Origin of the sequence: Microbacterium aerolatum (assembly GCF_007988825.1) — a bacterium.
Classification (GTDB): domain Bacteria; phylum Actinomycetota; class Actinomycetes; order Actinomycetales; family Microbacteriaceae; genus Microbacterium; species Microbacterium aerolatum.
On record NZ_BJUW01000007.1, the window covers coordinates 66,257 to 79,852 of the forward strand.

At 65.2% G+C, this 13,596-nt stretch carries 19 protein-coding genes and 1 pseudogene; 6 read left to right on the forward strand and 14 right to left on the reverse strand.

The window, feature by feature from the left end; all coding sequences use genetic code 11:
* Window positions 1-62 precede the first annotated feature (62 nt).
* Entirely contained in the window at window positions 63-296 is a 234-nt protein-coding gene (locus MAE01_RS09020; RefSeq protein ID WP_147039232.1) for a hypothetical protein, read from the forward strand.
* A 168-nt stretch (window positions 297-464) separates the two neighbouring features.
* Here the strand turns inward: MAE01_RS09020 and MAE01_RS09025 are convergent.
* A pseudogene (locus MAE01_RS09025) lies at window positions 465-926 on the reverse strand (transposase); the annotation flags it as partial.
* 410 nt (window positions 927-1,336) lie between these two features.
* On the opposite strand from MAE01_RS09025, the gene MAE01_RS09030 reads away from it, so the two are divergent.
* Window positions 1,337-2,557, forward strand: coding sequence for an IS30 family transposase (locus MAE01_RS09030; protein ID WP_443093770.1), 1,221 nt, complete (start codon window positions 1,337-1,339; stop codon window positions 2,555-2,557).
* A gap of 26 nt (window positions 2,558-2,583) precedes the next feature.
* Here the strand turns inward: MAE01_RS09030 and MAE01_RS15965 are convergent, their stop codons facing one another.
* The 11 genes from MAE01_RS15965 to MAE01_RS16280 form a co-directional block, all read right to left on the reverse strand.
* A complete protein-coding gene (locus MAE01_RS15965) occupies window positions 2,584-2,985 on the reverse strand; it encodes a hypothetical protein (protein WP_186806188.1) in 402 nt (133 codons plus the stop codon).
* A gap of 26 nt (window positions 2,986-3,011) precedes the next feature.
* Complete coding sequence (locus tag MAE01_RS16090; RefSeq protein ID WP_147039233.1) at window positions 3,012-3,320, reverse strand: transposase; 309 nt, start codon at window positions 3,318-3,320, stop codon at window positions 3,012-3,014.
* 97 nt (window positions 3,321-3,417) lie between these two features.
* Window positions 3,418-3,948 carry a hypothetical protein gene (locus MAE01_RS09045; RefSeq protein ID WP_147039234.1) on the reverse strand — a complete coding sequence of 177 codons (531 nt, stop codon included), beginning with the start codon at window positions 3,946-3,948 and terminating at the stop codon, window positions 3,418-3,420.
* Between the two features lie 256 nt (window positions 3,949-4,204).
* On the reverse strand, window positions 4,205-4,687 hold the full coding sequence (locus MAE01_RS09050; RefSeq protein WP_147039235.1) for a hypothetical protein: 483 nt from the start codon (window positions 4,685-4,687) through the stop codon (window positions 4,205-4,207).
* A gap of 365 nt (window positions 4,688-5,052) precedes the next feature.
* Window positions 5,053-5,418: a rhodanese-like domain-containing protein gene (locus tag MAE01_RS09055; RefSeq protein ID WP_147039236.1), complete on the reverse strand. Its 366-nt coding sequence runs from the start codon at window positions 5,416-5,418 to the stop codon at window positions 5,053-5,055.
* 32 nt (window positions 5,419-5,450) lie between these two features.
* Window positions 5,451-5,969: a DUF4395 domain-containing protein gene (locus MAE01_RS09060; protein WP_042538248.1), complete on the reverse strand. Its 519-nt coding sequence runs from the start codon at window positions 5,967-5,969 to the stop codon at window positions 5,451-5,453.
* A gap of 20 nt (window positions 5,970-5,989) precedes the next feature.
* Window positions 5,990-6,760, reverse strand: a complete 771-nt coding sequence (locus MAE01_RS09065) for a sulfite exporter TauE/SafE family protein (protein WP_147039237.1) — start codon at window positions 6,758-6,760, stop codon at window positions 5,990-5,992.
* Between the two features lie 17 nt (window positions 6,761-6,777).
* The gene (locus MAE01_RS09070; RefSeq protein WP_042538252.1) at window positions 6,778-8,187 is read right to left on the reverse strand and encodes an MBL fold metallo-hydrolase; all 1,410 of its coding nucleotides are present in this window, start codon (window positions 8,185-8,187) and stop codon (window positions 6,778-6,780) included.
* 26 nt (window positions 8,188-8,213) lie between these two features.
* On the reverse strand, window positions 8,214-8,333 hold the full coding sequence (locus tag MAE01_RS16275) for a DUF8730 family Cys-rich protein (protein ID WP_488181021.1): 120 nt from the start codon (window positions 8,331-8,333) through the stop codon (window positions 8,214-8,216).
* 14 nt (window positions 8,334-8,347) lie between these two features.
* Complete coding sequence (locus MAE01_RS09075; RefSeq protein WP_147039238.1) at window positions 8,348-8,713, reverse strand: thioredoxin family protein; 366 nt, start codon at window positions 8,711-8,713, stop codon at window positions 8,348-8,350.
* Between the two features lie 6 nt (window positions 8,714-8,719).
* On the reverse strand, window positions 8,720-8,905 hold the full coding sequence (locus MAE01_RS16280) for a DUF8730 family Cys-rich protein (protein WP_074731942.1): 186 nt from the start codon (window positions 8,903-8,905) through the stop codon (window positions 8,720-8,722).
* Window positions 8,906-9,007: 102 nt separating this feature from the next.
* On the opposite strand from MAE01_RS16280, the gene MAE01_RS09085 reads away from it, so the two are divergent.
* The 4 genes from MAE01_RS09085 (at window position 9,008) to MAE01_RS09100 (ending at window position 12,281) form a co-directional block, all read left to right on the forward strand.
* Window positions 9,008-9,301 (forward strand): metal-sensitive transcriptional regulator, encoded by a 294-nt coding sequence (locus MAE01_RS09085; protein ID WP_042538258.1) that lies wholly within the window; start codon window positions 9,008-9,010, stop codon window positions 9,299-9,301.
* A 144-nt stretch (window positions 9,302-9,445) separates the two neighbouring features.
* On the forward strand, window positions 9,446-10,357 hold the full coding sequence (gene lgt, locus MAE01_RS09090; protein WP_147039239.1) for a prolipoprotein diacylglyceryl transferase: 912 nt from the start codon (window positions 9,446-9,448) through the stop codon (window positions 10,355-10,357).
* Between the two features lie 236 nt (window positions 10,358-10,593).
* Window positions 10,594-11,307, forward strand: a complete 714-nt coding sequence (locus MAE01_RS09095) for a response regulator transcription factor (protein ID WP_228385636.1) — start codon at window positions 10,594-10,596, stop codon at window positions 11,305-11,307.
* Entirely contained in the window at window positions 11,304-12,281 is a 978-nt protein-coding gene (locus tag MAE01_RS09100; RefSeq protein WP_071043059.1) for a sensor histidine kinase, read from the forward strand. The genes MAE01_RS09095 and MAE01_RS09100 overlap by 4 nt, the downstream gene beginning before the upstream one ends.
* Here MAE01_RS09100 and MAE01_RS09105 read toward each other — a convergent pair.
* Together MAE01_RS09105 and MAE01_RS09110 are read right to left on the reverse strand one after the other, a co-directional pair.
* Window positions 12,272-13,111 (reverse strand): FAD:protein FMN transferase, encoded by an 840-nt coding sequence (locus MAE01_RS09105; protein WP_147039240.1) that lies wholly within the window; start codon window positions 13,109-13,111, stop codon window positions 12,272-12,274. The genes MAE01_RS09100 and MAE01_RS09105 overlap by 10 nt on opposite strands.
* Entirely contained in the window at window positions 13,111-13,590 is a 480-nt protein-coding gene (locus tag MAE01_RS09110) for an FMN-binding protein (RefSeq protein ID WP_042538263.1), read from the reverse strand. The genes MAE01_RS09105 and MAE01_RS09110 overlap by 1 nt, the downstream gene beginning before the upstream one ends.
* Window positions 13,591-13,596 lie beyond the last annotated feature (6 nt).

Here is a 13,596-nt window from a genome sequence, read left to right on the forward strand (position 1 = left end):
CGGTCAGAAGAATCGTGGTCAGGGCTACTGCCCGACTAGCTCGAATTAGACAATGGGGGATCGTGTTTCCGGAAGTGCTGCTTGCCGTCGCACTCATGCTGATCGGTGTCCTTCTCATCTTGTCGAGGAGACAGTTCCCCCGACTGATGCGCGCGGGACTAACGAAGTTCTTCGGACCGGGGGTCGCTGAAGACGCGACCCGTCCCGGTGTAACGACATCACTCGTTGTTGTCGGCATCGGTGCGATCGCTTTCGGAGTGTTCAACGTCATCGAACTCTTCGTGGGGATCTCATGATCGTCAAGAGATTCTCCAGACCGAGGGCACTGGTCGCGGTCGCCGTTTTCTTACCGACGGCGTTGTTGCTCGTCAGCGGGTGTGGGTCGATCGTTAGGGACGGCACCCCAGGGGATCCCGTCGGTTCATGGGCTGGGGACTGCTGCACGGATAGGTGACAGGTTGTAGTCACGCCGCCAGTGCGACGGTCGTGTTCATGATGGTCTCGAACTCGATGGGGGTCAAACGTCCAAGTCGGCGTTGGCGTCGTCGGCGGTGGTAGGTCCGTTCGATCCAGGTGACGATCGCGATCCGCAGCTGCTCGCGTGTGGTCCAGGAGCGGCGGTCGAGGACGTTCTTCTGAAGCAGCGCAAAGAACGATTCCATGGCCGCGTTGTCTCCGCTCGAGCCCACTCTTCCCATGCTTCCGACCATGCGGTGGCGGGTCAGCGCACGTAGGAATTTCCGGCTTCGAAACTGAGATCCTCTGTCGCTGTGGACCACGCAGCCGGCGACGTCGCCGCGCATCGCGACAGCGTTCTCGAGGGCCTGAACCGCCAGCCGGGACTTCATCCTCGAGTCGATCGAGTACCCGACGATCCGACCGGAGAAGACGTCCTTGATCGCGCAGAGATAGAGCTTGCCCTCACTCGCTTGAGTTCCAGCCATCGTCGCAACACTCCGATCGAGGAGTGAGTGTGATGGCTATACGAGCAAGGGGTCGAGAGAACGCGCAGTACAAGGCGAAGGAGCGGGATGAGTTCTTCCGCCGCCTTGATCGCGGTGGCACGATCCGTGCTGTCGCGGCCGAGCTGGGCTTGAGTGTCGAGTCGTGTTACCGGTGGCGAAATGAGGCTGGCGTCTCGACTCCGCGGGTGAAGAGCCGGGTCTATACGACGGAGGACAAGGCCGAGTTCTTCCGCCTGCTGGCGTTGACAGGGAACGTGTCGAAGGTCGCTAAGGAGCTCGGGTTCGTGCGGGTCACTTGCTATAAGTGGGCGCATCAGGCGGGGATCTTCACCGGGAAAGACACCCGTGCTCAACGAGCACAGTTTGAGCGGTTGCGTGCTGACGGTGTCAGCCGGGCGGACGCTGCCAGACAGGTCGGGGTGGACAAGCGTTCGGCGCAGGACTGGGATAAGGGCATCAAGCAGATTCCGGGCGGGCGCGTCTACCCTGATGGGCGCGTCGTTCGTTATCGGCAGGCGGCGATACTGGCAAACGTGAAGAACCCACGCGAGGCCTATACGAGAGGTGCTCCGGTCGACTTGGCACGCCTGGAAACCGTTGTCGATTCCCGCTACCTGAGCCTGATCGAACGGGAACGCATTCACGATCTGCGCAGCCGTGGGGATTCGATGAGAGCGATCGGGCGGGCGCTGGGACGAAGCGCGTCGACGATCAGTCGTGAGATCGCCCGCAACACTGCCACCACAGTCGGCTATCTTCCTTACGCAGCGCACCGCATCGCGGCATCACGCCGGCCAAGGTGCCATGCCCGCAAACTCGAGCCCGTTAGCAATTTGCGCGCGTACGTCGAAGGCAAGTTGCGTAAACGATGGTCGCCAGAGCAGATCAGCCACCGGCTCGTGAAAGACTTCCCCAACGATCAAGGGATGCGGGTGAGCACCGAAACGATCTACCAGGCGATCTACGTCCAAGGGCGCGGTGCGCTGAAGCGCGAGATCGCAACCGCGATGAGGCGCGGACGGACAACACGGAAACCACGGCGCGATCCAGCGAAGAGGACCAGTCGCTTCGTGGATCCGATGGTCTCCATCACCGAGCGCCCCGCTGATGCCGCTGACCGCGCGGTCCCCGGTCATTGGGAAGGTGACCTCATCGTCGGCACGATGGGGCGATCAGCAATCGGAACGCTCGTCGAGCGATCGAGCCGCTTCGTTGCGCTCGTGCATCTTAAGCACGACCACACGGCCGAGACCGTGCGCGATGGCCTCATCGCCACCGTCGCCGAGCTGCCCGCCGCGTTGCGTCGCTCGCTGACCTGGGACCAGGGAGCCGAGATGTCGGGGCACGTAGGCTTCCAGGTCTCCACCGACATGGCCGTCTACTTCTGTGATCCAGGCAGCCCCTGGCAACGCGGAAGCAACGAAAACACGAACGGTCTCCTGCGCCAGTACTTCCCGAAAGGCACCGACCTCTCCCGCCACACGCCCGCCGAATTGCAGCGCGTCGCCGAGGACCTCAACGAACGTCCACGCAAGACGCTCAATTGGGACACTCCAGCCGAACGACTCCATGCTTTACTGAATGCAAGTTGAAGCAGTGTTGCGACGATAGCTGGAACTCAAGTCGTTTTGTGCTCCGTGATGTCCGTGAGCCAGAGCTCGTTCGGTGCCTCGGCGGCGAACACATGCCGAGTCCTGCCGTCCTCGTCGACCACCGCGCAGAGGTCGTCGTGGACCGGCGGGCCGGGCCGGCGGCCCTTACCCCGCTTGTGCTTCCCGAACGCGCTGAACCAGCCGTTGCTCGACGCGATCCGCCACGCGGTCCGGTCCGACATCGCCTCACCTGCGTCTGCGGCTTCATCGGCGAGGAGCCGGTGCCCGAACTCCGGGTCGTCCTTGTGAGCATCGAACAGTGCGTTCGCGCGATACGCCTCCACCACCTCGCTCTCGGTGATGGGGTTCGCCAGCCACCGGTAGTAGGGCTGGCGAGAGAGCTTGAGCACCCGACACGTCACCGTCACAGGAATCCCTGCGGTGGCGAGCTCCGTCACGAGCGGGTAGAACCTTTTCCCGGCAGGTTCGCCTGCGACAGATACGCCGCCGCCCGTCGCAGCACCTCGTTCTCCTGCTCCAGCAGCCGGTTCCGCTTCCGCAGCTCACGGATCTCCGCCGCCTCGGACCGGGACTGACCCGGCGCCGTGCCCTCCTCGACCTTGGCGCGGTGGAGCCACTTCTGCAGCGTCATCGGATGAACACCGAAGTCTTTCGCGATCTGCTCGATCGTGACTCCGGGCTCGCGGTTCTGAGCGACGCGCACGACGTCGTCACGGAATTCACTCGGGTAGGGCTTGGGCACAGCAACATCCTTCCAGGCCCACCACGCGGGCAAGCCAGATCAGATGTCACCTATTCGTGCAGCAGTCCCGTTCGGCCAGCGAATGCGAATCATTCTTCTAGGCGGAGCCCGAGTTGGCCCACTTCAGTCGCCTGCACCTGCGCCAAGCGACGTAGCAGTCGATCGCGAGCCAGACGAAGACAAGCGATGCCACTAGGGGCAGGATTATCCCGATACTCAGTGTCGTCAGCGTGCCCTTACCCGGCGTCACGGCCAGCGATATCGCTGTATTGAGCTGTAACGCTGGCACCGCCATGCTCGCGGCACCTGCGGCCACACACCAAATACTCCACACGGCATGCGAAGAGACGTTCGGCGCCAACGCAGCCGCCGCCATTGCGACAACAACGCCAGCCACAAATGCGCCGAGCAAGAAGCTCAGCGCGCCCCGATCACTCATCTCAGTCGAGGTCAGAAGATCGGGCCACTCGAGGGGCGCAATACCCACAAGGCCGAGGTCAATCAAGAGCAAGCACATCGCGCCCGCCGCACCCGAAGCTGCCAGCGCAATGCAACGTGCGAACAGCCGGACACTGCGGGAAGTGCTTGAAGGCCGAAGTTCGGTGCCCAGCGGCATCATCTTTTTCATCACAAGGCGGATCTAATCACGGTGAAGATGCCAAAGGCAATGGAGACTATGCCCACGGCGACGAGGGAGGTCAGAGCGGCCTTCTCCGATCCCGCACCGTCCGCAATCGGTTCACCTTAGAAGCGTCGAAGCCCGCCGCGAATCACGCGTTCGGCGAGTCGACGAAACATGATGAGCCCAACCCCGGTCACTACGAGGCCGACTCCGATAATCATCTCTGGAAACATGCACGCTCCAAGTTCACTCCACTTACCCGTTAGCGGCGTTCCGGTCTGGCACCATAATCTGCGTATTCTGCGTCGCAGAACAACTCCCGGACCGAACTCCAGTCCGAATCACCGGTAAACCGAGCGGCCCAAGGCGTGAGTACCGCGGAGCCATCCTCGGAGTGAACACGAAGCGCACCATTTTCGTCGATCTCCCAGGTCGCCGCCCCGGTGAAAGAACCGCTCTTGGTCGACACACACGGACGCTCGACGCGATCCACGTCGACGATCCGGATCTCGCCAACGGTCACGTCCACGACGTGAGCCGACCCGTCCTCTGCGAGCTCGATGAACGAACCGTCTGGGGCGCCGGGGTCCTCGGCGTGGCCCCATGTGATCGGATAGCGCAGTTGATCCCCCGGGGCATCCTTCTGGAAGAACAGACTGAGCGCGATTCCTCCAGCGACAATCGCGAAAGCCAGAAGCACGACGAGACACACCAGCGTGTAGACGACGATCGATTGGGCTCGCATGTGGTCTTCTCTCCTCGCACGCAAAAGTCATCGTACTGAGCCATCGTCCGAACATCGATGAGGAGTGCTTCACTCGCGTCGACGTTCCGAGTCCGGCCCAAGCACTGCAGAATTCTCCGCATGTCCAGCCCGAAACCCTTCGCCAAATTGATGGTTACGACGAACGTTTGCGGCAGCGCTTCCGAGCCTCACGTCTGGTCGCGCCGGAAACGATCGTTTTCGGTGGGCTAAGGCGAGCAGGTTTGAACAGTCGGGGCGGGCATCTGGCGACCCCGCCCCGACTGTGCATCGCGAGGCAGTGCTCGAGCGATGCGGTGGCGTGCTGTGCACGCAGGTACGTGCTCGTGGGGGCGAGCACGTACGTCTCAGGGCTGCACGACGGGGAGGCCTGTCGTGGCGGCGGCGTCTTCCAGGGAGCCGAGGTTGAGGAGGTCGGTGAAGCCGGCCTGCTTCATCAGGTCGATGGCGACTCCTGCCCGGTTACCTGAACGGCAGTAGACGAGGTAGGTGGCTTCGGGGTCAAGGTCCGGCAGCGCAGCTTGGAGGTCGCCGCCCGTGACGTCGAGCAGGAGGGCGCCGTCGAGGTGGCCGGTGGCGCGCTCGGCGGGGGTGCGCGCGTCGATGATGACCGCGTCGGGGCCGAGGTCAGCCTGTGGTGTGGGTGTGCTGGCGCAGGAGGTGAGCGTGAGTGCGGTGATGACGGCGAGGGTGGTGAGGGTTAGGCGGCGCATGTGCGTCCTTTCGTTGTGAGGGAGCGAGAGTGTCAGCGGTCGCAGGCGCCGTTGGCGCAGTGGCGGGTGGGCTGCCTACTGAAGCGTTGGTGCAGGGCACATCCCGCGCACCACCCGAGGGTGGCTTCTAGGAGCAGGACTGTGAAGCAGACTCCGCAGAGCCCGAGAGTCACGGGTAGCGGGACCATTCCAGCGCTCATCGTCACGCACGAGATAGCAGCGAGACCGAGGGCGAGCCACCAGGCGAAGACCTTCTGCGGCGCGCCCACCCAGTGCCGACGGCGGCGGCGTGTCAGAGCACGGCCGAGGGCGAGAGTGAGGGACAGCCGGTCGCTGATGAGTACGCGCGTCGTCATGTCGAGGAGGAAGAACATGCCGAACATCTGCAGCGGCCTGATGCTGTCGGAGGCGAGCGTGATGGTAAGGGCGGTGATGCCTATGGCGAGGAGGATGCCGGCGGCGATGCGGACGGCGTGCTCGTCGAGGACGGGCACCTCGTATCCGTCGACGTGTTCCCCGGTGCGGGGCGCGGTGTCGGTCGCGTGAGGCATGGGCTTCTTTCTGGTGGTGGTCAGGCGGAGAGCGTCTGAATGATGAGGGTGGCGAGCATGGTCAGCCCCACGGCCAGCACCAGAACCCCGAACCCGGTCCGGATGCCGGCAGCCGGGAGGCGATGCGACAGTGCCAGACCGATGAAGGATCCAGCGACGGCGAGCGCGGTGAAGGTGAGGACGATGGGCCAGTGGATGGCCACGGTCGTGATCTGGGTGAGGAAGCCGGCGGACGAGTTCACGGCGACGACTAGCAGCGATGTCCCCACTGCAGCGGCGATGGGCTGGCCGAGGAAGGTGAGGGCGGGGACGATGAGGAACCCGCCGCCTGCTCCCAGTGCCCCTGTGAGGACTCCCACGCCGAGTCCCGTAGCTGTCGTTCGGATTCCACGGACGACCGGCCGCGTCGGAGGGCGCGCCGCGCGTTCTCGTCGCGGCCGCATCATGGCGATCGCTGTGACGATCATGATCGCCGCGAACAGAACGGTGAGCACGGTTTCTGGTAGCAGCTGACCAACCATCCCGCCACCGATTCCCCCGATCAAGCCGGTCGCCGCGAAGACGCCGGCGACTTTCCAGCGCACCTCGCGTCGGCGCACACGGAAGGCGGCGGAGACGGCGCTGGTGATAGCGACGACGAAGAGAGAGGAGACGATCGTCTCCCTCGTTCCGATGCCCAGGACGAGGGAGAAGATGGGGAAAGTGAGGATGGAGCCCCCGCCGCCGAGGAGCCCGAGTGCGACACCGACAAGGGCCGCGAGAGTCATCGCGAGGATGATGGAGGTGTCCACTCGAGCTCCTCGGCCGCTCAGGCGGCCGTCGGCCGAGACGGCGTCGCGGCGAGCCAGGCGTTGTAGCTGCCTTCGATCTCGATGACGTCGAGGCCGGCCCGGCGCAGGGCGCTGGCGGCGACGCTGTTGCGGACGCCGCTCTGGCAGTAGGTGAGGATCTTGCCGGCGGGCAGTTCGTCGGTGTGCCAGAGGGCCCGACCACCGGAGAGCTGCGCGGCGCCGGGGATGTGCCCGGCGTTGTACTCGGTACGGTTTCGCACGTCGAGGAGGAGCGCCGCGTCGACCTGGTCCAGGTCGGTGGGGGCGATCGTCTTGGGCTGCACCGTGGGGAGGCCATCGAGTGTGGTGATGAACCCGTCGACCTGATCGATGCCGACCCGCAGCAGATGATCCCGGAACCGGGCCGCGGCGTCCCCCGAGTCGATGATGAGGACGAGCGGCCGCGTCTCGGTGTCGGGGTCGTAGACCCAGGCGCCGTAGCTGGCTGCTTTCGCGACTCCGGGCACGTTCAGCGCGCCCTGAACAGTGCCCTCGTGCACGAGGGAGTGGTGGCGGGTGTCGACCATGATGACCCGGTCGGCGTCGATGTCGGCGTCAAGATCGAAGACGCTGCGCTCGAGGAGCGGAGGAAGTTCGCCCAGCACGGCCGGTCCGACGCGGTTCTGCCGCTTCATTCGTGCGAAGTAGGCGTGTGCGTCGGGCTGATCGTTCAACAGCGTGTCGATGAATCCCTGCTCATCGCCGGCCTCGAGGTAGGGAGCCCACCAGGCGAAGCGCCGCTCGTATCCGACTGTCGAGCTTGGGACGGCGCCGAGCGCCTTGCCGCAGGCGGACCCCGACCCGTGCGCGGGGAGCACCTGCACGTAGTCGGGCAGGGTGAGGAAGTGGTCGCGGAGGCTCGCGAATAGATCCCGTGCGCCGTCGAAGCGGGTGTCGATGCCGCCTGCGGCCTCGTCCAGCAGGTCCGGGCGTCCGACGTCCCCGACGAACACGAAGTCACCGGTGAGGACATAGCCCGGCTCGGAGGTCGTGGCGCCGTCGATGACGAGGAAGGACAGGTGCTCGGGGGTGTGCCCGGGAGTGTGGACCGCCTCGACCGTGATGTTGCCGACCGTGATGCGGTGACCGTGCATTATCCGGGTGGCGTCTTGGAACCCGACACCGTACTGCCAGTCCGGGCCGCCCTCGCCGGAGACATACATCGTCGCCCCGGTACGGGCTGCGAGCTCGCGGGTGCCGGAGAGGTAGTCGGCGTGGATGTGGGTCTCGGTGACCGCGGTGATGGTCATGCTGTTCTTCGCGGCGAGGTCGAGGTAGACCTGGATGTCGCGGCGCGGGTCGACGACGATCGCTTCACCGGTGCGCTGGCAGCCGATGATGTAGCTGGCGTGGGCGAGGTCGTCGTCGTAGAGGCGTTCGAGGAGCATAAGGGTCTCCGTCGCTTTCTTCTGGGTCAGTGCGTGCAAGTGCAGCGCTGGGATACGGGGACGCCCGCGAGGGCTTGTTCGATGTGCTGGCCGCAGCCGTCCCAGGTGGGCTTGCCGCAGGAGGAGCAGGTGATTCGTGCGCACATGGTGCCAGGTCCTTTCAGGGGGTAGCGGTGTTGGCGACCTGGCGGCGGACGTCGTCCATGTCCAGTTCGCGGGCCTTCTCGATGAGCAGCTCGAGCTGCGGTTCGGCAAGAGCTCCCGGCTGCCGGTAGACCAGGACGCCGTCGCGGACGACCATCAGGGTCGGAATCGAGGTGATGCGGTGGGCGGAGGCCAGAGCGGTCTCGGCCTCGGTGTCGACCTTCCCGAAGAGGATGTCGGGGTGCCTGTCGGATGCTGCATCGAATACCGGGGCGAAGGCCCGGCAGGGTCCACACCACTCAGCCCAGAAGTCGATCAGCGCGATGCCCTCGGCGTGGGTGAGCTGTTCGAAGTTCCCGGTGGTCAGTTCAACAGTTGCCATCGCCGATCACCGTCCGAACAGGCGGGCGAAGAAGCCACCCCGCTGAGACTGGGCGGCCTGGACTTCGGCACGGGTATGGCTGCCATTGCACCAGTCGGATGCGGGCACGGATTTCCGCACGGATGCGACGTGCTGACCGCACCCGGTCCAGGTCGTCTTTCCACAGGTGTGGCACTTCGTTGCTCTGCACATACGCTGATCTCCTTGCTCGGCGATACCCCGGGGAGTATCAGTTCATGTGAATACAATACCCCAGGGGGTATAGTGGTTGTCAACTCGACGGAAGGACCACCCATGACCGACACCCTCGTCACCGGCGACCCGCTCGTCCACGACCCCGAAGCCAAGCGCAAAGTCGTCAACCGCCTCAAGCGAGCTCAGGGCCAGCTGGCGGCGGTCATTACGGCCGTCGAGGACGACGCGCACTGCCGCGACGTCGTGCAGCAGCTCTCCGCCGTCTCGAAGGCCCTCGACCGGGCCGGATTCCTCGTGATCTCGACCGCGCTGCGGGAATGCCTCACCGATCCGGACGCCGACGACGTCACCTCCCCCGCCGAGTTGGAGAAGCTCTTCCTCTCCCTGGCCTGAACCGGTCAGGCCCGCTCCTCGGGGCCCTCGCCTGGTGACCTGGGAGGAGTTCGACGATTCCCGTGTCGAACACCGTTAGTCTTCCCAGGGCGCTGTTCGCATGGGACCGGCGCTGAACAATGATGTGTTGAAGCATTCACAGTGATGCCAGATGAGGAGCGGTGCTTCGTGCTTTTGACGAGTCTTCCCAGCCCCCCACCGTCGTGGGCACAGTTCACCCTCGGGCCGCTCACAATCCACACCTACGCGCTGTGCATCATCGCCGGGATCATCGCCGCCGTGATCATCACCCAACGACGCCTGTCGGCACGAGGCGCGGAGGACGGCGTGGTTGTCGACATCGTCATCTGGGCTGTCCCGATCGGCATCATCGGAGCCCGGTTCTATCACGTGTTCACCCACGTCGGGGACTACTTCTATCCGGGCGCGAACCTCGGGAACATCTTCGCCATCTGGGACGGCGGCAACGCCCTCTACGGGTCCCTCCTGGGCGGCGCTGTCGGTGCGTACATCGGCTGCCGACGAACCGGTATCCGGCTGTGGTCCTTCGCCGACGCTCTCGCGCCCGCGATGCTCATCGCGCAGTCCATGGGTCGGATCGGCAACTACTTCAACCACGAACTCTTCGGGCTGCCCACCACGCTGCCGTGGGGGCTCGAGATCCTGCCGACGGACACCATGTTCCCGGACGGCCTCCCGGCCGGAACGCTGTTCCACCCGCTGTTCCTGTACGAGATCATCTGGAACCTGATCGGCGTGGCGATCATCCTCCTCCTCGAGCGCAGATACCGGTTCCGGTGGGGACGAACCTTCGCCCTCTATATGATCTGGTACGGCCTCGGACGCAGCTGGCTCGAGGCCATCAGGATCGACCCCACCAGCGACGCCCTGTTCGGCATCCCCGCGAACATCTGGGCATCCGTCGTCGTCGTCGCCCTCGGCATCGCGCTATTCGTCGTCCAGGGGCGACGACACCCCGAACCCGAACCCTCCGTGTACCAAGAAGGACGCGCGCCAGCGGTGGAACATCAGCCCAGCAGCGCAGACGAGAGCTGAACGCCACCCACACCTCCAGCTGTCAGCTAGTTCTGTCTAAGCGATCACGGACACAACGCCTCTTGACGTGGCGCGCCGAAAATCCCTGCCGAGAGGGGTTTCCGAAGATCGTTTGTGGCGCCTCATAAGGAGCCACCGGGCCAGTGACGCCAAAACGATCGTTTCTGGTGTGACGGACGACGGCATGCGGAAGATCATCCGGGTTACCCGACCCGGTTTGCGCCGGGCGTACGCTGATGGTCTCGATCGCGGAAGACGGGACGACGACCATGGGCGACTCGGCACAGGGGCCACGCGGTTCGCTGCTCTATGTTGAAGATGATGCGGAGATCGCTGCGCTGACCGTCGAAGTGCTGGAAGAGGTGTACGACGTCGAGCATGCCGCGGACGGCGAGACCGCGCTCCGGCTCGCGCTGAGCAGGCGATACGACGCCATGGTGGTCGATCGACGCCTCCCCGGCATGGACGGCGTCGATTTCATCTGTGCCGTGCGTACCGCGCACATCACGACGCCGGTCCTGATGCTGACCGCGCTCGGCACCGTGGACGATCGTGTCACCGGTCTCGACGGCGGAGCGAACGACTACCTGGTGAAGCCGTTCGATTACGACGAGCTGCTGGCGCGCCTTCGGGCGCTGCGACGCGCGTTCAGGGCTGATGGGGTACGTCGACGCCTCGGCGAGTGGGTGTTCACGCCGGACGCCCAGGCCGCGTACGATCCATCTGGAATCCGAGTGGCGCTGACGGCGACGGAGAGCGCGCTCCTGGAGCTGTTGAGCACCAGCCCCGAGCACGTGTTCAGTCGGGACGAGATCCTCCGCGCCGTGTTCCATGAAGGAGATACGACGAGTTCGGTGGACACGTACGTGCACTATGTGCGGCGCAAGACGTCCCCCGACATGATCGAGACCGTCCGCGCACGCGGCTACCGCGCGGGAACACCGTCATGAGCGACGCCGATAATCGACGCGTGCGTCGCGCAGCGCTATCCATCGGACTCTGGGTCGGAGTCTCGTCGGGTGTGATCGTCGCGATCGGCATCGGCGTGCTGATCGCGGTGGTGCTCTCAACGTCGCGCCGCGAAGGCGAGGAGCACGGCGGCGGCTGGTTCGGCGGTCCCGCCGGAACGCGGGACGACTTCATCGTCGACATCGACGTGATCGTTCCGGCCGTGATCATCCTCGGAGTGATCGGCGTGGTGCTGCTCGGGGTTGTCGCCGCGGTCGCCGCTCGACGATCGGTCCGCCCGCTCGGGGAGGCGCTGCGTCGGCAGCGAAACTTCGTGGCCGACGCGAGCCACGAACTGCGTACGCCGCTGACGGCGCTGACGAGCCGTATCCAGGTGTTGCAACGCCGTCATGACCGAGGCGAGGACCTCGGAGCGGGTCTCACCAACCTCCGGCGCGATGCGGACATGATGGCCGACGTGCTCAACGACCTGCTCATCGCCGCGGAAGGAGAATCGTTCGCCGACGGGAACGCGGACGTCGCGACAGCGGCGGCGACAGCGGTCGCAGCGATGACGACGAGCGAGAAGCGCTCCGAGGTCTCGCTCGCGATCACCGTGGATCAGGAGGTGAAGGCGCAGCTGCCGGAAGTCACGCTCGTCCGCATCCTGGTCGCGCTGCTCGACAACGCCGTGCAGCACTCCCCGGCGCGAGGTACCGTCTCGATCCGCATCGCGCGGGACGCCCGCAACGTGACGGTGCGCGTCATCGACGAGGGCTCCGGGATCGAAGGCATCTCGCCCGAGCAGGTCTTCGAGCGCTTCGCGCGTCCGCGCGAGAGTGGGCGCCCTCGCAGCTTCGGTCTCGGACTCTCACTCGTGCGAGATGTCGCTCGCCGTGCCGGAGGGTCCATCGAGGTCGAACGGTCGACAGCATCCGGCACGACTTTCCTGCTCACACTGCCGGCTCATCCCTGAACGAGTGCGTCTCCTCCGATCGGATGCGAACCGACCGTCGTCGTCTGCACGTCCACCATCGTCGTGCCGAGCCAGCGGGTCACGCGACGATCAGCATCGACGACGATGCCGGTGCGCGACCCCGCAGCCGCGATCCACGAGCGGTTCGCCGGGCCGGCCACCACGGCAGCGGTCGCCCAGACGTCCGCTTGCGTGAGACCGTCGGTCACGATCGTGGCCGACGCGGTGCCTGTCGCGGGCCTACCGGTGCGCGGATCGAGGATATGATGCCCGCGCTCCGCCGTCCCTGAGGTCGCCACCGCACCGTTCACCACGTCGACCACCGCGATCAACTGACCGCGGTCGTGCGGGTCGGCGATTCCCACCGGCCATCGCCAGTCGGCTCCCTCGGCTGTGAACAGCTGCAGGTCTCCTCCGGCGTTGATGCCGGCCGCGGTCGCGGCAGCCAGCAGCGGCTCGAGGTGCCGACGGCCCGCAGCTTCCACCGCCCAGCCCTTGACGTATCCCGTCGGGTCGAACCTTCCCCGCCACCGGGCGGAGACCAGGCCGCCAGTCTCCTCTTCGGCGCGTTCGCAGGCATCCGCGACCAGCGCCACCCTGCTGTCAGCGTCGGCGATGGAGAGTTCACCGCGACGGATGCGGCTGATGTCGGAATCAGTGCGATATGTCGAGAAGACCCGGTCGATGTCACGCAGTTCGTCGAAGCATGCTCGCACTGCCCGGTCGGCGCCCTCGTCGGTCATTTCCCCCGGAGCAATCAGATGGATGCTCATCGGAATGCCCATGATCTCCTCGACCCAGACCCGCGTCACCTCATTCGCGGTACGCATCAGCTCTGCGCCTGGTCGATCGCGCTCTGCAGCGACGAGAGGTAGCCACCGCTCGTGTATGTGGCACCGGACACCATCTGGATCTTCGAGCTCTGCGCCTGGATCGTCTCCGAGACGAGCCTCGGGATCGCGGTGCCGTTGATCTGCCGGTCCCGACCGTTGCTGTTCGGGTAATCGACCGCCTGTGCGTCCGTGATCTGTCCACCGGAGACGGTTATCTGCACCTGCACCGGCCCGTAGCGGGTCTGCGATGATGCGCCGGTGTAGGTTCCGTCGGCGAGGCCGGTGCCAGACATGGTTCCCGAGTTCGTCGATGTGGTTCCCGAGCCGCTCGCGCCGGTCTCGGCGGTCGTCAATGAACTGCCCGCTGTCGCCGCACTGGCGTCGGTCGGGGTGACCGCCTCCAGAGACGTTCGGTAGCTGAACAGCAGCACGAGTCCGCTGACGGTCGCGAGCAGCGTGTAGAGGATCTTCTTCATGGCCGT

Bases quoted from the DNA above. Each gene is read 5' to 3' on its own strand.
- lgt (WP_147039239.1), top strand. From the start codon at position 9,446: ATGCCAGATGAGGAGCGGTGCTTCGTGCTTTTGACGAGTCTTCCCAGC.
- MAE01_RS09060 (WP_042538248.1), bottom strand. From the start codon at position 5,969: ATGCCTCACGCGACCGACACCGCGCCCCGCACCGGGGAACACGTCGAC.
- MAE01_RS16275 (WP_488181021.1), bottom strand. From the start codon at position 8,333: ATGTGCGCACGAATCACCTGCTCCTCCTGCGGCAAGCCCACCTGGGAC.
- MAE01_RS09110 (WP_042538263.1), bottom strand. From the start codon at position 13,590: ATGAAGAAGATCCTCTACACGCTGCTCGCGACCGTCAGCGGACTCGTG.
- MAE01_RS09075 (WP_147039238.1), bottom strand. From the start codon at position 8,713: ATGGCAACTGTTGAACTGACCACCGGGAACTTCGAACAGCTCACCCAC.
- MAE01_RS09105 (WP_147039240.1), bottom strand. From the start codon at position 13,111: ATGCGTACCGCGAATGAGGTGACGCGGGTCTGGGTCGAGGAGATCATG.
- MAE01_RS09085 (WP_042538258.1), top strand. From the start codon at position 9,008: ATGACCGACACCCTCGTCACCGGCGACCCGCTCGTCCACGACCCCGAA.
- MAE01_RS09095 (WP_228385636.1), top strand. From the start codon at position 10,594: ATGGTCTCGATCGCGGAAGACGGGACGACGACCATGGGCGACTCGGCA.
- MAE01_RS16280 (WP_074731942.1), bottom strand. From the start codon at position 8,905: ATGTGCAGAGCAACGAAGTGCCACACCTGTGGAAAGACGACCTGGACC.
- MAE01_RS09055 (WP_147039236.1), bottom strand. From the start codon at position 5,418: ATGCGCCGCCTAACCCTCACCACCCTCGCCGTCATCACCGCACTCACG.
- MAE01_RS09100 (WP_071043059.1), top strand. From the start codon at position 11,304: ATGAGCGACGCCGATAATCGACGCGTGCGTCGCGCAGCGCTATCCATC.
- MAE01_RS09050 (WP_147039235.1), bottom strand. From the start codon at position 4,687: ATGCGAGCCCAATCGATCGTCGTCTACACGCTGGTGTGTCTCGTCGTG.
- MAE01_RS09045 (WP_147039234.1), bottom strand. From the start codon at position 3,948: ATGAAAAAGATGATGCCGCTGGGCACCGAACTTCGGCCTTCAAGCACT.
- MAE01_RS09070 (WP_042538252.1), bottom strand. From the start codon at position 8,187: ATGCTCCTCGAACGCCTCTACGACGACGACCTCGCCCACGCCAGCTAC.